Source organism: Lishizhenia tianjinensis, assembly GCF_900116425.1.
In the GTDB taxonomy this organism is placed as follows: Bacteria; Bacteroidota; Bacteroidia; order Flavobacteriales_D; family Crocinitomicaceae; genus Lishizhenia; species Lishizhenia tianjinensis.
Genome location: NZ_FPAS01000006.1, coordinates 88,737 through 108,569 on the forward strand (window position 1 = coordinate 88,737; position 19,833 = coordinate 108,569).

A 19,833-nucleotide genomic window follows, 5' to 3' on the forward strand; every position below is an offset into this window, starting at 1 on the left:
ATTTTATTTCTAGGGTTCTACCTCGCGGTTATCTACAAAATTCAACGTGGCAAAAGCGGTGATAGTTGCCCCACTTGGCACCATACTCCCTTCACCCGCCACGGGCGTTTGTGCATTAATTATGGCTTTCGCGCTATCTGCAGCACTTACGCACTCCGGACACGAAACATATAAATTCAAACCAACGCTCGCATTTAAACGGGTTTGCGCTTCATTTATTGTTAATCCATATAAATTAGGAACGGGTAATAATTCGCCGTTGGCATTTCGTCCAACCACCAATTCTACCACAGAATTTATAGGCAATTGCTCACCATACTTCATTTCCTTTCCTCTATACTTTACCTTCAAAACAGATCCAGGTGTTTCTGAGGCAACATAGGTCGTTTTCGAACGCAATCCAACCGTTGTAATCAAAGCCTCGGCAAAGCGTTGCGACTTATCAATCAACTTCGGCATTTTCACATTTCGTGTACGCTTAGATACGCGCAATTTTATTTTACGACCAGACTTTACGTACTGACCAGATTTCACTGTTGGCAAAGGATCCTGATAAATCACCGTTCCATCCACTAATCCGGGTTTGTAAACAGAGTCTAATACTTCATACTCCAAACCGGAACCATTCAATAGCGTTTCTACATCTTTTATGTTTACCACATACTCTTTTCCATCACTTACAAGCGTTGGAACTTCAATTTTCTCACCGTGTTTCGTGGTAGAATTAAAATAAGATAAAGCACCCCAAATAATGGCTACCCAAGCCAAAACAATTAGAAGGATATTGATCCAGAAAGCTTTAGATGTTAAAAGATTGAAGGTCTTTTTTATTAAACTCATTTCCGATTAGTTTGCAACAAATATAGAAATATACTCTTCCATTCTGAGCCCCTAAAGTCTATTCTTTGTTAAGAACAATTATTTGCTCATAACTTTTACGTATTTGACCACTTCTTCACTTAGATTAAGCTTTATTTTTGCTTCAAACATGTATTATGAAAAAGGTTGGACTTCTCTACGGTGGTTACTCATCAGAATTTGAAATTTCTAAGAACAGTGCGCAAACAATTTATAACAACAGCGCCAACAACTACCAACTTTATTTAATAGAAGTTAAAAAAGAAGCTTGGACAGTGGTCTTGGAGGATGAACGCATTCCTTTCGACTTTCAAAACTTCCAATTCCAACGCAACGGTGAAAACATTCAACTGGATGCAGCTCACATTTATATACATGGTAATCCTGGCGAGAATGGTAAAATCCAAGCCTTGCTAGACATGAAGGGTATTCCTTACGTAAACTCAAATGCTCTGGCTAGTGAACTTTCTTTCGACAAATGGTTTTGCAACCAATTCTTAAAAGGCTTGGGAGCTAATGTTGCCAAGAGTAAGGTACTGCAAAAAAACACGACTTATTCAACCGAAGAAGTTATCGAAGAACTCGGACTCCCCCTCTTTGTTAAACCTTGTGACAGTGGTTCTAGCTATGGTATTTCTAAGGTGAAAAATGCAGCAGATTTAACACCTGCCATAGAAGCAGCCTTTAATGAAGGTCAAACCGTAGTTATAGAAAGTTTCTTAGACGGTAGAGAATTCACCTGTGGTGTTTACCAAGACAAAGATGGCGTTCATGCATTGCCGGTTACTGAAATAATTTCTGACACTGACTTTTTCGATTTCACCGCCAAATACGAAGGGAAATCGAAAGAAATTACACCCGCAAATTTAGATCAAAAAGCTACAGAGGCCATACAAAAAGAAGCGGTTAAAGCTTACCAATTCTTACAGTTATCATCTGTGGCACGTATAGATTTCATGTTGGTAAAAGATACACCTTACATCATAGAAGTAAATACAACGCCAGGATTTAGCAAGGCATCTATTGTTCCACAAATGTTGGCCGCACAGGGTACAAAGATTTCAGATTTCTGGACCAACATTTACAATTACATTTTAGAAGACTAGGCTCCCTTTTCGCGCTATCCCTTATAGTCCCCAAAAGATAGTTTAAGTCGCACAACAAGCTACCATCACTTCCGCTGGTCGTAAGGGTAGCTCGTGGCTTACTAAAACTCTATCTTGGGGAGCTGCCAGTACTATCGCGGGTAGATTTACATATTTGCTATAGCATTAAACAAGGACTCAAACCTCACAACCATAGTTCTCGAACTCGTATTGAAATTTTGTGCTACTATGGCAAAAGCATATTTCTTACCCGATTTTCCATACACATATCCGGCATAAGACTTCACACCATTTAAAGAACCACTTTTGGCTTTAATTTTTCCGTGACCTGCCTCCCCATTACACACATATTTCAAAGTTCCGCTCACACCCGCTATAGGTAAAGTCGTTTCAAACTCACCCATTACCTTCGATTGATGCATGTAGGTCAACATCTCCACAAAGTGCTGCGCTGAAATTCTATTGGTTCTAGACAAACCACTTCCATCTGTCATCTCAAAACCACTACTGAGTTTATCCTTCCAATATTCATTAATAAACTTCAACCCCGATTTAATACTCGTATTGCCTTGTGCATCTTTGCCCAACCATGTCAACAATTGCTCGGCATATAAATTAATACTCTTGTGATTGGTTAACACTGCTATTTCTAACAGCGACTTTCCTTTAAAAGCACCTACAACCCTGTCCTCAACCTTGTAAATTTCTTCCAAATCTTGTCGTTGCTTATGCACAGCCTCAACCTCCCCTTCAATTTCAACTCCCTCTTGTTCCAAAGCCTGCTTAAAACTATACGCCATTAAATATTCTGGATCTGGTACTGAAGCTTTTACCACAAAATCACTTCTATTGTAGGGTATTTCACCCGTCACATACCTATTGTTTTGATGCGGTGCCCCGTATACGTAGGCATTGTCTGCATTCGATTGTGCTGCCACAACAAAATTCTCAAAAGCAACATTGGGCAACTCAGGTTCCACACGTGTAATCTTTGTTAATGTACCCACTCCTCCTGTTTTAAAATGGAGCTCCATCAAATTATCGAAAACTGTACATCCCGCCGGACCTGCACCGTAGTAATTCCCCATATCATTCCATGTCCAATCTTTTGGAATACCTTCATAGGCATAAGCACTTCCATCAGCTATAACCTTTCCTGTTATACGTTTGATTCCTTTAGTCCTCACCGCCTTAGTCCAATGTTTAATAAAGGCATACTTTTCCTCTCCTTCATAGAAATACTTGCTCCCCAAACTCGGATCACCACAACCTTGAATCACCAAATCTCCCTTCAACACGCTATCTTGAACAAACCCTGTGTAATACACTTTTGTACGCAGTGCATAATCACTCGGAAAAACTAAAAGGTTGGTAGCCGTAGTAAATAATTTGGCTGTAGAAGCTGTAGCTAAGGTTGCCTTCTCATTGTGAGCTATTACAATTTCATCATTGCTTAAATCCTTCACTACAAATCCAAGCGTAGCGTTTTGCATATCTGGTTTTTCCAACAAACTATTTAAACTTTGCTCTAAGCTTGTTATTTGTCCAAACCCGAATTGAATTTGACTTAAAAGGCACACTAATGCTATAATCTTCTTCATAATATCTATGTTCTTGATCAACCTACCGATTTTCTTTGAAGTTTGTCTAAAATTCAGATTTACTTAACTTAGGACTCCTATTTTTACAGAAAATACATTTACTTGACAAAGAAGATAAAAATACTCAGAATTATCAACCGGTTTAACATTGGAGGACCAACCTTCAATGCAACTTTTTTAACCGCGTTCCTTTCTGATGAATTCGAAACCAAATTAATTGGAGGCGTGCCAGACGAGGGTGAAAAAGACTCTCTGCACATTCTTCAACAATATGGTGTAGAACCTCAAATTATTACTTCTTTACAACGCAACCCTAATTATAAGTCAGACAGGGAGGCATACAAAGAAATCAAGCAAATCATTAAAGAATTCCAACCTGACATTGTACACACCCACGCCTCTAAAGCGGGTGCATTGGGAAGAAAGGCAGCGCATGCATGTAAGGTTCCTGTAATCGTTCACACTTTCCACGGACATGTTTTTCATTCTTATTTCGGAAAATTTAAAACCAAACTCTTCCAACAAATAGAACGCAACTTGGCAAAAAAATCCTCGCAGATTATTGCCATAAGTCCATTGCAAAAACATGAATTAACCACAGAGTATAAAATTTGCTCTCCCGATAAAACAAGTGTTATTCCTTTGGGTTTCGATCTTGCAAAATTCCAACTCAATCTGGAAGGGAACAGAACAAGAATTAGAGAACAATATAATATAACTCAGGAAGAAGTAGCTTTGGCCATAGTGGGTAGGTTAGCTCCTATCAAAGACCACGATTTCTTTCTCGACGCCATTGAGGAACTCGCACAACGAACAACCCGAAAATTTAAAGTTTTCATTGTTGGGGATGGTAGCGAATATTCCGCCATACATGCTAGAGTTCAATATTTAAAAGCCAAATATGGTTGTGAGATTATCATGACATCTTGGATCAAAGACATCGCTGAATTCAACGCAGGAATGGATGTAATTTGTTTAAGTTCTAAAAACGAAGGAACTCCGGTGAGTTTAATTGAAGCTCAAGCCACCAACCTACCTGTTTTAAGTACGGATGTTGGCGGTGTTCGCGACATCGTTCTCGACGGTGAAACAGGATTTATTGTAGAAAAAGGAAATCTTGAAACTTACACCGAAAAATTGCGTTTACTCATAGAGAACGATGAATTAAGGATAAGTATGGGGCAAAAAGGTTACCCACATGTTTCCGAAAAATTCCATTACTCGAGATTAGTTAAAGATATGGAAAGGCTTTACAAACAACTTTTAGAAAAATGAAAAACCTCTTTTACTTCCTTATAATAGTCGCTCTTACATCTTGTAACATCAACAGTAATTTGATGTTTAAAAATCTAGACAGATCTGATGTTGTAATCAAAGACAGCATTCCTATGGCTCCACAAGAGAGCTATAGAATGAGTACTAACGATAGATTTAGTTTTGAACTTTACCCGCAAGATGGAGAACAAATAGTTGAAAATACCGGACAAAAACAGTTCGAAATTACTCCTTTAGAGTATACCATACGTCCTGATGGAAAAGCTGAATTACCAGTAATTGGGGATATACACCTTGCAGGTTTAACCGTACAAGAATGTGAAGACACCTTGGAACACTATTTCTCTTTCACCCATAACAATCCTTTTGTACAGGTTAAAATTTTAAACAAGCGTGTTATTGTTTTCCCTGGAAATGGTAGTGAGGCAAAAGTGGTTAACCTCATCAATGAAAACACAACCTTGATGGAGGTTCTAGCCTTAGCAGGAGGTATAGCTGAACGCGGAAAATCTAAATCCATAAAAATATTGCGCAATGTGGGTAACCAAAGAGAGGTGTATGAAATTAACCTCAGTACTTTAGACGGCTTAAAGTACACCGATATGATTATCCAAGCCAACGATTACATTTACATAGAACCCACCAAAGAAATTACCCGTGGAATTTTGAGAGAAGTAACACCACTTTTAGGAATTATTACATCCTCTCTTGCTATAATTACTATCTTTTCGAAATTGTAAGTCATCCATGAACAGTTCTAAAAATCGATTTTTTGTAAACACTGAATTTGATCTCGACATCATCCGAAATGTCCTGAAAAAGAATTTCCTGTTTGCCTTATTGATTATTGCTTTTTTTGGAGCACTATCCTTCCTTTACTTAAGGTACACCAAACCGGTTTACCAATCTCAAATGGTTATTCAGATAGACAATGAAGACCAAGGGGCAAATGTTCTCGATTTAAAGAATGTGAATAACGACGGTAACATTTCGAAAGAAATCGAATTGTTACGCTCTCAATTCCTTTTCGAAGAAGCATTAAAACGTCTAAATTTAGAAGTGAGTCATTTTGCCAAGGGTGAATTTCTTACCGAAGAAAGGTATACACAATCACAATTTCAGGTGCAACTCTTTAAATTGAACGAACCTGATTTATACAACCTACCCATATACTTTTACAAAGACAACTCGAATCAATACAAAATAAAATATAACTACAAAGGCAAGGAATATATAGAAGAGGTCTTTTTAAATCAAGCTCACAAGAACGAATTCTTTCACATCTTTATTAAGTCAGAAAATGAAGAGGTTTTAAAGCGCGACATCAACGACAACGAACTTTATTTTGTTTTCAACAACACTCAAAGTCTTATGGCGCGACTCCATGGAGATTTAACCATAGCTCCTTTGGACGTTAAGGCGAAAAGTATCTTAATTTCTTACCGCAGTAACAACGCGCATCTCTCGCAAGACATCTGTAATGCCGTAGGTGAAAGTTTCTTTGATTATGACGACCACCTCCAGCAAGAAAGTAGCGAGAAAATATTGAAGTTCATTAATGCGCAGTTAGACTCTTTAAATAAAGAACTCATACTCTCTCGTAATGCTTTAACGGAGTTTCAACGTCGTGAAAATTTATCAGATCTCGAAAACATAGAGAGCAATCTCTCCGCGAAAGTAAACACGCTTGAAAATGAGCTTGAAAAATTAAAAATTGAACACCAAGATTTAAAGCGTATAAAAACAGAAATCAATAATTCACCGCGCAGCACAGAGGTATATAAGTTATTGCCCGTTCTCATAGAAAAAAGCTACCAAAATGCTTTAAAAGATCAAATTGAAACTCTTTTTTCCAAATTGGAACAAAGGGAAAACTTGCTTTATACGGTGACCGAAGAAAGTAGAACCATCACCCAACTCGATAAGAAAATTTCGGCAGACATTGAGATCACCAATAAAATCATCAATGCCTTAGAAGAGAAAACTGCTGAACGCATTGATTTCCTGGAAAATGAGGTAAAAGAAGCTCGCAGTCAATTCTTCTCTATTCCAGATAAAAAGATGGAATTGAGTCGTTTAAAAAACAAGCAAGACCTTAACGAAAAATACTACACATCACTCAACGAAAAAAAGGTGGCCTACGCTATTTCGAATGCAGGTTACACCTCAGAGAACAAAGTACTTTCTAAAGCACTACTGAATTCAACTCCTGTAGAACCGAACAAATTTCAGATTTATTACACCTATTTCATATTGGGTATTCTGCTGGCTTTACTTTTCCTTTTCTTCAAATATGTTAGTTATGATGAACTCAACAATTTGGGAGATTTAGAAAAACTGGCTCAAAACCAAATGAATATTTTGGGTTCAATTCCATTTCAGAATTCAGATTCACCGCACTCTCAGTTGGTGGTACACAATAATCCAAAATCTTATTTATCCGAAGCATTTAGAGGTATACGTAGTAACCTAAAATTCATTAATCCAGAGGCGAAAACCATAGCCATTTCTTCCTCTATTTCAGGAGAAGGGAAAACCTTTGTGGCTTTGAATTTAAGTGCAATTTTAGCCATGTCTGGCAAGCGTGTGGTAATTCTTGACTTAGACCTTAGAAAACCCAAAGTTCACTTGGGAGTATCTTTGGATAACAAACTCGGTGTTTCCGATTTTTTGAGTCAAAACTGCACCTTAGAAGAATGCATCAACAAAGATGTTATTCCAAATTTGGATGTCATTACAGCCGGAAGTATTCCTCCGAATCCATCCGAACTCATCCTAAGTAAATATTTAACTGAGCTTATCGAAAACCTTAAAACCAAATACGATTACGTATTAATCGACAATCCACCTGTAGGAATCGTATCAGATGGTGTACAATTACTCCACGATGCTGATATTCCCATTTACATTTTTAAAGCAAATTATTCCAAACGACAATTCATCAAACGCGTTTTGGAACTCAAGGAAATTCAGAAAATCAAATCTATTAACCTGCTCCTAAACGGAGTTGAGCAACGCAACTCGAAATACGGGTACGGCTATGGTTATGGATACGGGTACACTGCTGATCAAAAGAAAAATAGACGATTTAAAAAATGAAATTTACGAAAGGAGAAATAGAAGGACTTTGGGTAATTGAACCAAAGGTATTTGGTGATCACAGAGGTTATTTTATGGAGAGTTTTCAACGCGATAGATTTACAGCGGAAACGGGACAAGACATACAATTTGTGCAAGACAATGAATCACTTTCCTCAAAAGGAGTATTGCGTGGTATGCACTTTCAAAAACCACCCCATGCTCAAGGTAAATTGGTACGCGTTATTTCAGGAGCTGTTTTAGATGTTGCCGTAGATATTAGAAAAGACTCTCCTACTTATGGTAAACACCAAAGTATACTCCTAAGTGGTGAAAATAAAACTCAATTTTACATTCCTCCCGGATTTGCCCACGGATTTTTAACCCTCGAAGACAACACCTTGTTTAGTTACAAGTGTACAAATTTTTATCACCCAGAAAGCGAAGGTTCTCTTGCTTGGTTTGATAAAGATTTAGCTATAGAATGGGGAGACATTGCACCTGTAATATCTGAAAAAGATAGAGATGCAGACGCTTTTGCTTCTTTTGTTTCTCCCTTTTAACCCTTAGCACATGTCTATATTAATGGTTAAAATCATACAGATACTTATTTTCTTCTTTTTGGGAATTACTGTGTCTATTATGACCAATGGACTTATTTTGCATTTTGCTCAAACCTTAGGTATTCGTAATAAAAACGACGTAATTATTCGCTGGAGTAATGAATCTAAACCTTCACTAGGAGGGATTAGTTTTTTCGTTGTTTTCATGTTTTCTATTTTCGCTTTTGCAATTTTCTATGCAGACGCGAACATATTCAGGAATCACGAATTTCTTGGTTTATTAGCCGGATCGGTTGTTGCTTTTTTTATGGGAATGGCAGATGATGCCTACAATACTCGCCCCATGCTGAAGCTTTCCATGCAAATCCTTTCAGGAGTAATACTTGTGTTGTTTGATACCATTATTCAAATTACCCCATATTACTCCATCAATGCCCTATTCACCATCCTCTGGGTTGTGGGTATAATGAACAGTTTGAATATGCTCGACAATATGGACGGAATAACAGCAACTGTGGTGGTAGGAATATTAACCAGTTGTTTGTTTATTAGCTTCATCACCTTAGACATTAACACAAATTTCTGGACCATTATCTTAGTTACGCAAGTAGGAGGATTAATAGGGTTTTTGAAGTACAACATACACCCCTCTAAAATGTTTATGGGAGATACAGGCTCTCAATTCATTGGCTTGTTTGTGAGCTTTTTCTCTATAAAAGGATTATGGAATTCTACCTCAATTTTAGAATTAGCGGGATGGAAAGCCATAGTGATTACCCTTGTTGCATTTACCCCAGCCATCGTAGATACGCTTACGGTTACTATAAATAGAATCAAAGCAGGTAAATCTCCCATGGTAGGAGGAAAAGATCACACTACGCACCATATGGTTTACAAAGGAAAAACAGACTATCAAGTATGGTTTAACTTTCTACTGCTTTCAATTTGCTCTTCCGCGCTCAGCATATTACTCATAACTTTAATCGATGTCAATATTTATTTAAGCTGGGGAGTTGGACTAACGTACTTTCTTATTGTTTTCGCACGTCTTTACAGCAATACTCAGCGTTTTAAAGCACCTTCCAAATAGTGTAGAAAAGATAATTTTGTTATTTTACAGTATGACAAAATTTGCAACAATCTTCTTCTTGGGAAGCTTACTTTATGCATGTACACCTGCAGCTCCAGAGCAAACCAAAGAAATACAGATAGAAAACAATATTGAAAGACCCTTTAGTGATTTCGAACTTCCAGACCATGTCAATTTCTTAGGTACAGAAATTCAACTTAAAGATATAGACCTTAGAGAAAGATATGAAAGAGAAATCATCACAAATGCTTACTACCATTCGAGCACCTTTTTTATCTTAAAAAGAAGCAAGCGTTGGTTTCCTTTAATCGAAAAAATATTAAAAGAAGAAGGCTTACCCAATGATTTCAAATACTTGGCTGTAGCAGAAAGCGGACTTACCCAAGCTCGCAGCTATGTAGGCGCTTTAGGATTTTGGCAATTCATGGAAGGAACAGCCAAAGACTACGGACTTACCCTCAACAAAGATATAGACGAAAGAAAACACGTTGAAAAAAGTACACGAGCAGCTTGTGCCTATCTCAAAAGCGCTAAAGAAAAACTGGGAAGTTGGATACTGGCCGCAGCTGCCTATAACAGAGGAGTTAATGGTATACAAAACAATCTTGAAGCTCAATACGCTGATAACTTCTTCGATTTGAATTTGAATACAGAAACCTCTCGTTACGTATTTAGAATCATGGCTTTAAAGGAAATCATAGAACATCCTGAAAAATATAATTTTAAGATTAACACCTATTACAATCCTTATCAAATCAAAGAAATTAGGGTGGACAGCACCATCTCTGATTTGTCGCTTTGGGCTAAAAATGAAGGTTTCAATAAAAAAATTCTCAAAAAACTCAATCCGTGGTTAATTTCGAACCAATTAAGGGTTGAACCCGGTAAATCCTATGTAATTTTGTTGCCTGCAAAAGGGGCTAATTTAAACGCATACCGAGAAGATAATGGAGAGTAAAGATCAAAGAGAATTTATAGAAATTTACGGTGCTAAAGAACATAATTTAAAGAATGTTGACCTTAAAATTCCACGCAACGAATTGGTGGTTTTTACAGGTTTAAGTGGAAGTGGAAAATCTTCTTTGGCCTTTGACACCATCTTTGCTGAAGGTCAGCGTAGGTACTTAGAGACTTTCTCCTCTTATGCCCGACAATTTTTATCTGGTTTGGAAAGACCCAATGTGGATAAAATTGAAGGATTGAGTCCTGTAATTTCCATAGAACAAAAAACGGTTTCTAAAAGTCCGCGTTCTACAGTGGGAACCATTACAGAGATCTACGATTTCTTGCGACTTCTTTTTGCACGTGTGGGAACTGCTTACTCTTACGTGAGTGGTGAAGCCATGGTAAAATACTCAGATGATCAAATTACAGACCTTATTCTTCGCGATTTTGAAGGAGAAAAGATTGCCCTTCTTGCTCCAAAAATCAAAGGTAGAAAAGGACATTACCGCGAGCTTTTTGAACAAATTGGTAAGCTTGGATTTACCAAAGTGCGTGTAGATGGAGAATTACTCGACATCGAAAAAGGCATGAAACTCGACAGGTACAAAATTCACGATATAGAAATTGTGATAGACCGTTTATCTGTGGAGGAAAAATACAGAACGCGTTTAGCTAAGAGTATACAAACCGCCATGAAATATGGAGATAAATCCATGATGGTGATGCGTAAAGACGATGAAAAAAATGTGCGTCACTTCTCTAGAGCTTTGATGTGTCCAACTTCAGGTATTAGTTACCCAGAACCAGAACCCAATTTATTTTCGTTCAACTCGCCTTATGGAGCCTGTCCAAAATGTAGTGGATTGGGTGAAATCTCTGAGGTAGATGAAGATAAAATTATTCCGAATAGAGCTTTAAGTATAGCCAAGGGTGGACTTGCTCCACTGGGGGAGTACAAAAACAACTGGATGTTTGCTTTGTTGGAAGAATTCGTCGAGCAAAATGGACTTACACTAAAAAAACCTTTGAGTGATTTCCCAGAGGAGCTTATCGATAAAATTCTTTATGGTGCAAGTGGTTTAAAAGATGTACGCGGTAGAGATTTACCCGACTTCGAAGGTGTGGTCAACATCGTTAATCGTCATGCAGAGATGGCAAAAGGTGCGGCTGTAAAAAGATGGGCCGAGAGTTTCTTGAATAAGATTCCATGTCCAACGTGTCACGGTACCCGCATCAAAAAAGAAGCACATTACTTTAAAATATTAGACAAGAACATTGGTGATTTGGCCATGTTCGACATACAAGAACTACATGATTTCTTTGAAGGAATAGAAGCCAAACTTACAGATGATCAATTAAAAATTGGAAAAGAAGTCATCAAAGAAATTAGAGATAGAATCAACTTTATTTTAGAAGTTGGATTGGATTATCTCACCCTACACCGATCTGCTAAATCTTTATCTGGAGGTGAAGCACAACGTATTCGATTGGCCACGCAAATTGGATCCGAATTGATGAATGTATTGTACGTTTTAGATGAGCCTTCTATTGGTTTACACCAAAGAGATAATACACGTTTAATTGACTCTTTAAAGAAATTAAGAGATACAGGAAACTCTGTTATTGTGGTGGAACATGATAGGGAGATGATAGAGGCTGCAGACTTTGTGGTAGATATAGGTCCTGGAGCCGGTATACACGGTGGTGCCATTGTAAATGCAGATAAATTCTCCAATATCAAGGAGGTAAATTCACATACTACTTCTTACCTTTTGGGAGATAAAGAAATTGAAATTCCTGCAGAAAGAAGAAAAGGAAATGGCAACTATTTAAGTCTTTTAGGCGCAAGTGGTCATAACCTTAAAAATGTGGACATTGCCGTTCCTTTAGGAACTTTTACTTGTGTAACAGGGGTATCGGGAAGTGGAAAATCTACTTTGATCAACCAAACCCTCTACCCTATTTTAAATGCACATATCTACAACGGGGTAAAAAAACCTATGCCTTACAAAAAGGTGGAAGGTTTGGAGCACATTGATAAGGTAATCGAAATCGATCAGAGTCCTATAGGTAGAACTCCACGTTCTAACCCTGCAACTTACACGAATGTATTTACAGAAATACGTTCACTCTTCGCCTCCATGCCTGAAGCTCAAATTCGAGGGTACAAACCGGGAAGATTTAGCTTTAATGTGAAAGGCGGAAGATGTGAGACCTGTAAAGGGGCCGGAGTTAAGGTAATTGAGATGAATTTCTTACCCGATGTTCATGTTGAATGCGAAACCTGTAATGGGAAACGTTATAATAGAGAAACACTGGAAATCAGGTACAAAGGAAAATCCATTTCAGATGTTCTAGATATGAACATAGGAGCGGCTTCTAAGTTTTTTGAAAACATACCTAAAATTCACAGAATTCTGAGTACATTAGAATCAGTAGGATTAGGGTATATCAAACTTGGACAACCCTCTACCACTGTATCCGGAGGAGAAGCGCAACGTATTAAATTATCAACAGAACTCTCTAAACGATCAACTGGAAAAACCTTTTACATCCTGGATGAGCCGTCAACAGGATTGCATTTTGAAGATATAAGAATGTTACTCGAAGTATTGCAACGTTTAGTTGAAGAGGGGAACACTGTGTTGGTAATCGAACACAACTTAGATATCGTCAAAGTTGCCGATCACATCATAGACATAGGTCCAGAAGGAGGTAAAGGTGGTGGAAGTGTTTTATTCCAAGGTAGCCCGGAAGGTTTGGCCAATTTAAAAAGGTCGAAATCTCATACAGGAAAGTACCTGAAGAAAGAATTAAAACTCTAACGTATGAACAAAGTAAGAAAGGATTGGAATGAAATAAAAACAAACGATAGCTGGGCGATTTTTAAAATCATGTCTGAGTTTGTGGAGGCCTATGAAAAAATGGCCAAAATTGGACCTTGTATTTCTATCTTCGGATCTGCACGTACAAAAGATCACGACGAATATTATAAAATAGGAACTGAGATTGCTCAAAAACTTTCTCAAAAAGGATATGGTATCATTACAGGAGGTGGACCAGGAATTATGGAAGCCGGAAACAAAGGTGCTCAAGCCGGAGGTGGACAATCCGTGGGGTTGAATATAGACCTTCCCTTCGAGCAAAACTGTAATCCTTTTATTGACCCACAACACAACTTGCAATTCGACTACTTCTTTGTAAGAAAAGTGATTTTTGTAAAATACTCACAAGGCTTTATCATCCTTCCTGGAGGATTTGGAACCTTGGATGAACTTTTCGAAGCATTAACCTTAATGCAAACCAAGAAAATAAATAGACGACCTTTTGTTTTGGTAGGAAGCGATTATTGGTCGGGTTTAATTGAATGGATCAAGCGCACCATGTTGGAGAAAGAAAACAACATCAACGAAAAAGACTTAGAACTTTTCACCGTTGTGGATGATGCAGATGAGGCTATAGAATTCATAGACGACTTCTTTAAAATTCACTCTTTCACGCCAAACTTCTAGTGCCCTTAGGGCCTTTGGTAATTTTTAGAAATAAATTTTACTTTTGCGCTCTGGTAAAAAACTCCAACGATGAGATTAGCATATTTAGCACTGAAGTTTACGTTGAAATTTTCGCTATGGGTGTACTATCCAAGAACGAGAAAAATAAACGAACCCACAAAGAGATTTGCACGCACCATTTTCGTGAGTAATCACGCGGCCTCTTTTATGGATCCTTTGGTGGTAGCCTCTAATCAAAAGCCCATCGTGTTTTTTATGACCAGAGCCGATGTGTTTAAACCTATCATGATGCCTATACTGTGGGCGGCACACATGCTTCCTATCTACAGAGCACATGATGGTGAAGACACCAAAAAGAAAAACGAAGAGGTTTTTGAAAAGTGCAATAAGATTTTAAAAAACGGAAGAAGCTTATTAATTTTTGGAGAAGGATTTACAGATGATGTATTTATTCGTCGTTTGAAACCCTTGAAAAAAGGAGCAGCGCGTATAGGTTTTGGTGCGTTGGAAAAAATCAATTGGTCTAAGAATATCTACATCCAAACGGTGGGTGTAAACTACACAGAACCTAATAAATTTGGCAGTGGAACTCTCATTTCTAACGGAGACCCTATTTGTTTAAATGACTACCGTAAAGAATACGAAGAGAATCCAAACAAGGTCATTAATCACCTTACACAACACATAGAAAAAGACTTACGTTCGCAATTAACCCACGTGGACAAAAAAGAATGGGCACCTTTCCATGAAAACGTTATGCGACTTACGCGTAAGGGAATGAATCCAGATAATTTCGATAAGAAATACACCCTTGTAGAACGTTGGAAATACTCTCAACAATTAGCCAACTGGCTCAATGAACAAGATCTTGAAAATGATGAGCAATTAATTGGACTTAAAAAAGATACTGACAGATACTTCGCTTTATTGAAAAGAAGTAAACTGGATGAAAAGTATATGTTTAATTTAGTTAGCGAAGAAACTACACGCTACAAAGATTTATTGTTCTTGATTTTAAGTTTACCCGTTACGCTTCTAGGACTCATTCACGGATTTATTCCCTACATCATCACCAAGAAATTTGTGGAGAATACCATGAAGAGAAAAGTATTCTGGAGTTCGGTAAAAATGATGGTGGGGCATATTTTAATGGGACTTTATAACATAGGTATAGTCATGTTGATCAATGCATTGTTCATCAAAAACACACCAATAGCTTGGGCGTACTTTTTCCTTGTACCTATGCTATCTGGTTTAATTGCCTACAAAGCAATACAACACTTAAAAGATTACAAAATCAAATCGAAATTAGCCAAGCAAGATGTTTCTACTTTGGTTAAAATGAGAAAAGATATTTTAGAAAAGATAGGTGCAATTATCCCTGTTGCTTAGCTATAAACAACATCAAGCCAAAACAAATCAATACAGAGGCAGCTATGTTCATAAAGGCGTAGAAATACAACTTGTCTTGAAATAGCTGTACACTTTCTAAAGAAAAGGTAGAAAAAGTGGAGAATCCTCCGCAAAAACCTATGCCTATTAATGAATACAACCAAGGTTGTTCATTGATTTTATCTTTCAATAAGTAAACTGTAATGGCCAAGATAATACAGGCTAAAACATTGGTGAGTACAGTAGCCAGAGGAAAAGTTTTTTGCCATTGAAAACTTTTAAAAAGATAGCTTATTCCAAACCTTGAAAGGCTACCCAAACCTCCTCCTATAAATATTGCCAACCAGTTCATAGCACTAAAATAAGATTAATTTGAGGAACACTAAAGTTCTTCTACCGGGTGTATGAAACGTTGAAATAGGTATTTGTAAAGAAGATATGCAACACCACTCCCTACCAAAGCGCCAGCAGCGATATCACTTAAATAGTGTACCCCTAAATAGATTCTAGAAAAAGAAACCAAAGTAGCCCAAAACAACATCCATTTCATGATGTTTTTAAAGTAAGGTTTTAATACCAAACTACTCAGCATGGCTATTCCAAAGGAATTGGTAGCATGACCAGAAATAAAACTAAACTTCCCTCCTCTGTAGAACTCACCCGGTCTCATTTCATAGAAATGAAGCTGATCGGTAAGCAGCAAATTATGAGAAGGTCGCCAACGGGCAACTAAGGGTTTGAACAAGGTACTTGAAATTTGATCGCACAACAAAATGAGCAAAGCAAAGGTACCGAGGTAAATGAGAAAATTTTTGAGTTTGTACTTTTTGTAGACCAGTACAAAAAGCAAAAGATATAGCGGGAACCAAACAGGAATCTTGCTGGTGTACCACATCAACTCATCCAAAACTGGGTTGTGGAGTCCGTTAACGGCTACAACAATATTCCTGTCTAATTCTTCTAAATACGCTATCATTTATTCAAGTGTTTCCAGATCAAATCCTTCAACTCTACAATATTCATTTGTGCTACCGATGAAATAAAGATGTGTGGAATACCTGGTAAATCCTGTTCCATCTCTGCCTTCAATTCCTCATCCAACATGTCTGATTTGGTGATGGCCAACAACCTTTCCTTATCCAATAATTCAGGGTTGTACAACTTTAATTCATTCAATAATACTTTGTATTCTTTATGGATGTCATCGCTATCTGCGGGAACCATAAACAACAACAAAGAGTTACGCTCTATGTGTCTTAAGAATCGCAATCCTAAACCTTTTCCTTCGTGGGCTCCTTCAATAATTCCAGGAATATCTGCCATCACAAAAGATTGATTATCTCTGTACGAAACCATACCTAAGTTTGGTTTTAATGTCGTAAACGGATAATCTGCAATTTCAGGTTTAGCTGCAGAAACTACTGAAAGTAAAGTACTTTTTCCTGCATTAGGGAAACCTACTAAACCAACATCGGCCAACACTTTCAACTCTAAGATAATCCATCCTTCTTGGAAGGGTTCTCCGGGTTGTGCGTAACGTGGAGTTTGATTGGTAGATGATTTAAAATGATCATTTCCTAAACCACCTCTACCTCCAGGCATTACAATTTCTTCCTGACCGTGCTCAGAAATTTCATACATAATTTCCTTGGTTTCACCATCTCTTACGATGGTCCCCACAGGAACTTCTATATATACATCCTCCCCTTGTGCACCGGTTTTTAACTGGCCCGATCCATGTCCTCCATGTCCTGCCTTATGGTGCTTTTGGTACTTCAAGTGAAGTAAGGTCCACATTTGCTCATTACCTCTTACGATAATGTGTCCACCTCTACCACCATCACCTCCATCTGGTCCACCTTTGGGGATGTACTTTTCTCTACGCATGTGGGTAGACCCAGCCCCGCCGTTTCCAGACTTACAATGAATCCTTACATAATCTACAAAACTAGTACCCGCCATGTTATATTTTTACAATTTATCAATTGCTGTGTATAAACGCTCAGAAATCTCATCCATAGAACCTAATCCATCAATTGCAATAAATTTATCTTGCTTTTGGTAGAATTCTTTTACTGGTTCTGTTTCATTTCTGTACACGTTAATTCTATTCTGAATAATCGCTGGATCAGCATCATCTGCTCTACCGGAAACTTCAGCACGTTTTGCCAAACGCGTTTTTAATTCTTCTTCCGGAACTTCCAAGGCTAACATGGCAGAAATAGACATATCTAAAGAAGCCAAAAACTCATCCAAAGCATCTGCTTGTGCATTTGTTCTTGGGAATCCATCAAAAATAAACCCTTTCGCTGCTGGGTATTTTTTCACCTCTGATTTCAACATATCTATAGTTACAGCATCCGGAACCAATTGTCCTTTATCGATGTAACTTTTTGCCAAAACTCCAAGTTCTGTTCCACCACCTATGTTGGCTCTAAAAATATCTCCAGTTGATAAATGCACTAAATCATATTTAGTAATCAACCTTTCTGACTGTGTTCCCTTCCCTGCTCCAGGAGGGCCGAATAATACTATGTTTAACATATCTTTTTGTACTGTATTAAGTTGAAAAATGGCATCCAAATTTCTACCTTTTTCATTATAGTCTAAACCATAACCAACCACAAATGTATTGGAGATTTCTAAGCCCACAAATTTAGGCCTATCTTCGAATAAAAATGCATCTGGTTTAAAAAGAAAAGTAGCGACTTCAAAACTTTTACATTTTGCAACACCTACTATGTCTTTTACCTTTTCAATCGTTCTTCCCGTATCCACAATATCCTCGAGAATCACAACGTTTTTTCCTTCAAGTTCTACATCCAAGCCCAAGAGTGTCTCCACATTTTCGGTGCTTTTTGTTCCCTCATAAGATTGCACTTTCACAAAACTAATTTCACACGTCAAATCAACATGCTTCAATAAATCAGCTGCGAACATGAAAGCTCCATCTAAAATAGCCAAGAAAATGACTTCTTCGCCTTTGTAATGAGAATTTATTGATTGTGCTACAGACTTCACCGCCGCTTGAACGCGCGCAGCATTTATGAAAGTTGAAAATGTTTTGTCTTGCAGCCTTAACAAACCTGAGAATTGCCTTAAAAACTGCAAAAATAAGATTTTAGCTTAAAGAGATGGTCGTCAGATGCAATAACTCTGTAAAAATGGAAGATATTTTAGTAAAAGGCACTTATATTTGCAGCATGAATTCAATTTGGTACGGAAATAATTTTAAACTCGGCGTTTTAGGCGGAGGTCAACTAGGTAGAATGTTAATCCAAGAAGCGATTAATTACGATGTACACGTGCATTGTATGGATAACGATCCTGATGCGCCTTGTTCTAAAATTGCCAATTCGTACACTTTAGGAAAACTAACAGACTACGATGATGTGATGAACTTTGGAAAAGACAAAGATGTAATCACCGTAGAAATTGAACACGTAAATGTTCAAGCACTTAAAGAATTAGAAGCTGCAGGTGTAAAAGTTTATCCGCAACCGCATATCTTAGAAATGATTCAAGATAAAGGTTTACAAAAAGAATTCTATCAGAACAATGGTATCCCCACTGCTCCTTTTGCCTTGGTAAATTCGAAAGAAGAAATTTTTGACAATCTCGAGCTATTGCCCGTAATGCAAAAATTAAGAAAAGGTGGATACGATGGGAAAGGTGTTCAAGCGGTGAAAACTGAAGCTGATATTGCACATGGATTTGATGGTCCTTGCGTTTTAGAATCTTTCGTTGATTTCAAAAAAGAGCTTTCTGTGATCGTTGCAAGAAATGCAAAAGGTGAAATAAAAACTTTCCCAACGGTTGAATGCGAATTCAGTAAAGAACTAAACCTTGTTGAATTCTTGTTCTCTCCTGCTGAAATCTCTGAAGAAGTAGAAGTTAGATCACAAGAATTGGCCAAAGAAATCATTGAGAAATTAGACATGGTTGGAATTTTAGCCATAGAATATTTCTTAACGCAAGAAGATGAACTTTTAGTAAATGAAATTGCTCCCCGCCCTCACAATTCTGGTCATCATACCATAGAAGCGAACTTAACTTCTCAGTTTGAGCAGCATTTGAGAGCAATTACCAATACTCCTTTAGGGGATACAGCTATTGTTCAACCCGGCGTAATGATTAATGTTTTGGGAGATCCAAATTACGAAGGTCCAACCGTGTATGACGGACTTGACTTTGTGATGCAACAAGCTGGAGCTTACGCACATATGTATGGAAAGGCATCTACAAAGCCTAACCGTAAAATGGGACACATTACGGTAATAAATCCAGACTTGGAAAAAGCAAAGGAAACCGCTCGCGTGATTAAAAGCAGGTTTAAAGTGATAAGTGAATAAAGAAAGTTTTTATATTTACCTCTTCGCCTCCTTTTATTATTGAACGAAGCACTGCAAAAAA

At 37.6% G+C, this 19,833-nt stretch carries 17 protein-coding genes; 11 read left to right on the forward strand and 6 right to left on the reverse strand.

Features of this window, described 5'->3' with window-relative positions:
- Positions 1-9: 9 nt before the first annotated feature.
- Positions 10-840, reverse strand: a complete 831-nt coding sequence (locus BM327_RS14390) for a PASTA domain-containing protein (protein WP_090252306.1) — start codon at positions 838-840, stop codon at positions 10-12.
- 155 nt (positions 841-995) lie between these two features.
- On the opposite strand from BM327_RS14390, the gene BM327_RS14395 reads away from it, so the two are divergent.
- A complete protein-coding gene (locus tag BM327_RS14395) occupies positions 996-1,964 on the forward strand; it encodes a D-alanine--D-alanine ligase (protein ID WP_090252311.1) in 969 nt (322 codons plus the stop codon).
- Between the two features lie 146 nt (positions 1,965-2,110).
- Here the strand turns inward: BM327_RS14395 and dacB are convergent, their stop codons facing one another.
- Complete coding sequence (gene dacB, locus BM327_RS14400) at positions 2,111-3,565, reverse strand: D-alanyl-D-alanine carboxypeptidase/D-alanyl-D-alanine endopeptidase (protein WP_139230405.1); 1,455 nt, start codon at positions 3,563-3,565, stop codon at positions 2,111-2,113.
- Between the two features lie 102 nt (positions 3,566-3,667).
- Between dacB and BM327_RS14405 the strand changes: the two genes are divergently transcribed.
- The 9 genes from BM327_RS14405 to BM327_RS14445 all read left to right on the forward strand — a co-directional run bounded on the left by BM327_RS14405 (position 3,668) and on the right by BM327_RS14445 (position 15,420).
- The gene (locus BM327_RS14405; protein WP_090252320.1) at positions 3,668-4,840 is read left to right on the forward strand and encodes a glycosyltransferase; all 1,173 of its coding nucleotides are present in this window, start codon (positions 3,668-3,670) and stop codon (positions 4,838-4,840) included.
- On the forward strand, positions 4,837-5,580 hold the full coding sequence (locus BM327_RS14410; RefSeq protein ID WP_090252324.1) for a polysaccharide biosynthesis/export family protein: 744 nt from the start codon (positions 4,837-4,839) through the stop codon (positions 5,578-5,580). Before BM327_RS14405 ends, BM327_RS14410 begins: the two co-directional genes overlap by 4 nt.
- A gap of 7 nt (positions 5,581-5,587) precedes the next feature.
- The gene (locus tag BM327_RS14415; protein ID WP_090252328.1) at positions 5,588-7,939 is read left to right on the forward strand and encodes an exopolysaccharide transport family protein; all 2,352 of its coding nucleotides are present in this window, start codon (positions 5,588-5,590) and stop codon (positions 7,937-7,939) included.
- Complete coding sequence (gene rfbC, locus BM327_RS14420) at positions 7,936-8,481, forward strand: dTDP-4-dehydrorhamnose 3,5-epimerase (RefSeq protein WP_090252333.1); 546 nt, start codon at positions 7,936-7,938, stop codon at positions 8,479-8,481. The genes BM327_RS14415 and rfbC overlap by 4 nt, the downstream gene beginning before the upstream one ends.
- 10 nt (positions 8,482-8,491) lie before the next feature.
- A complete protein-coding gene (locus tag BM327_RS14425; RefSeq protein WP_090252336.1) occupies positions 8,492-9,571 on the forward strand; it encodes an MraY family glycosyltransferase in 1,080 nt (359 codons plus the stop codon).
- Between the two features lie 31 nt (positions 9,572-9,602).
- Positions 9,603-10,529 carry a lytic transglycosylase domain-containing protein gene (locus tag BM327_RS14430; RefSeq protein WP_090252341.1) on the forward strand — a complete coding sequence of 309 codons (927 nt, stop codon included), beginning with the start codon at positions 9,603-9,605 and terminating at the stop codon, positions 10,527-10,529.
- Positions 10,519-13,341: an excinuclease ABC subunit UvrA gene (gene uvrA / locus BM327_RS14435; protein ID WP_090252345.1), complete on the forward strand. Its 2,823-nt coding sequence runs from the start codon at positions 10,519-10,521 to the stop codon at positions 13,339-13,341. Before BM327_RS14430 ends, uvrA begins: the two co-directional genes overlap by 11 nt.
- A 3-nt stretch (positions 13,342-13,344) precedes the next feature.
- Entirely contained in the window at positions 13,345-14,028 is a 684-nt protein-coding gene (locus BM327_RS14440; protein WP_090252349.1) for an LOG family protein, read from the forward strand.
- Between the two features lie 69 nt (positions 14,029-14,097).
- A complete protein-coding gene (locus BM327_RS14445) occupies positions 14,098-15,420 on the forward strand; it encodes a 1-acyl-sn-glycerol-3-phosphate acyltransferase (RefSeq protein ID WP_090252352.1) in 1,323 nt (440 codons plus the stop codon).
- Here BM327_RS14445 and crcB read toward each other — a convergent pair.
- Genes crcB through BM327_RS14465 form a run of 4 tightly spaced genes read right to left on the reverse strand, consistent with a single transcriptional unit; the run spans position 15,404 to position 18,531 of the window.
- Complete coding sequence (gene crcB / locus BM327_RS14450; RefSeq protein WP_090252357.1) at positions 15,404-15,772, reverse strand: fluoride efflux transporter CrcB; 369 nt, start codon at positions 15,770-15,772, stop codon at positions 15,404-15,406. The two genes, BM327_RS14445 and crcB, sit on opposite strands and share 17 nt — an antisense overlap.
- Before the next feature lie 30 nt (positions 15,773-15,802).
- Entirely contained in the window at positions 15,803-16,396 is a 594-nt protein-coding gene (locus BM327_RS14455) for a phosphatase PAP2 family protein (RefSeq protein ID WP_090252366.1), read from the reverse strand.
- On the reverse strand, positions 16,393-17,382 hold the full coding sequence (gene obgE / locus BM327_RS14460; protein WP_090252370.1) for a GTPase ObgE: 990 nt from the start codon (positions 17,380-17,382) through the stop codon (positions 16,393-16,395). Before obgE ends, BM327_RS14455 begins: the two co-directional genes overlap by 4 nt.
- 9 nt (positions 17,383-17,391) lie before the next feature.
- Positions 17,392-18,531, reverse strand: a complete 1,140-nt coding sequence (locus tag BM327_RS14465; protein ID WP_244526232.1) for an adenylate kinase — start codon at positions 18,529-18,531, stop codon at positions 17,392-17,394.
- Between the two features lie 53 nt (positions 18,532-18,584).
- Between BM327_RS14465 and BM327_RS14470 the strand changes: the two genes are divergently transcribed.
- Complete coding sequence (locus BM327_RS14470) at positions 18,585-19,772, forward strand: 5-(carboxyamino)imidazole ribonucleotide synthase (RefSeq protein ID WP_244526233.1); 1,188 nt, start codon at positions 18,585-18,587, stop codon at positions 19,770-19,772.
- Positions 19,773-19,833 lie beyond the last annotated feature (61 nt).

What these genes read in the sequence shown, in the direction of transcription:
- BM327_RS14390 (WP_090252306.1), bottom strand. Translation starts at nt 840, where the DNA reads ATGAGTTTAATAAAAAAGACCTTCAATCTTTTAACATCTAAAGCTTTC.
- BM327_RS14395 (WP_090252311.1), top strand. Translation starts at nt 996, where the DNA reads ATGAAAAAGGTTGGACTTCTCTACGGTGGTTACTCATCAGAATTTGAA.
- dacB (WP_139230405.1), bottom strand. Translation starts at nt 3,565, where the DNA reads ATGAAGAAGATTATAGCATTAGTGTGCCTTTTAAGTCAAATTCAATTC.
- BM327_RS14410 (WP_090252324.1), top strand. Translation starts at nt 4,837, where the DNA reads ATGAAAAACCTCTTTTACTTCCTTATAATAGTCGCTCTTACATCTTGT.
- BM327_RS14415 (WP_090252328.1), top strand. Translation starts at nt 5,588, where the DNA reads ATGAACAGTTCTAAAAATCGATTTTTTGTAAACACTGAATTTGATCTC.
- rfbC (WP_090252333.1), top strand. Translation starts at nt 7,936, where the DNA reads ATGAAATTTACGAAAGGAGAAATAGAAGGACTTTGGGTAATTGAACCA.
- BM327_RS14425 (WP_090252336.1), top strand. Translation starts at nt 8,492, where the DNA reads ATGTCTATATTAATGGTTAAAATCATACAGATACTTATTTTCTTCTTT.
- BM327_RS14430 (WP_090252341.1), top strand. Translation starts at nt 9,603, where the DNA reads ATGACAAAATTTGCAACAATCTTCTTCTTGGGAAGCTTACTTTATGCA.
- uvrA (WP_090252345.1), top strand. Translation starts at nt 10,519, where the DNA reads ATGGAGAGTAAAGATCAAAGAGAATTTATAGAAATTTACGGTGCTAAA.
- BM327_RS14440 (WP_090252349.1), top strand. Translation starts at nt 13,345, where the DNA reads ATGAACAAAGTAAGAAAGGATTGGAATGAAATAAAAACAAACGATAGC.
- BM327_RS14445 (WP_090252352.1), top strand. Translation starts at nt 14,098, where the DNA reads ATGAGATTAGCATATTTAGCACTGAAGTTTACGTTGAAATTTTCGCTA.
- crcB (WP_090252357.1), bottom strand. Translation starts at nt 15,772, where the DNA reads ATGAACTGGTTGGCAATATTTATAGGAGGAGGTTTGGGTAGCCTTTCA.
- BM327_RS14455 (WP_090252366.1), bottom strand. Translation starts at nt 16,396, where the DNA reads ATGATAGCGTATTTAGAAGAATTAGACAGGAATATTGTTGTAGCCGTT.
- obgE (WP_090252370.1), bottom strand. Translation starts at nt 17,382, where the DNA reads ATGGCGGGTACTAGTTTTGTAGATTATGTAAGGATTCATTGTAAGTCT.
- BM327_RS14470 (WP_244526233.1), top strand. Translation starts at nt 18,585, where the DNA reads ATGGAAGATATTTTAGTAAAAGGCACTTATATTTGCAGCATGAATTCA.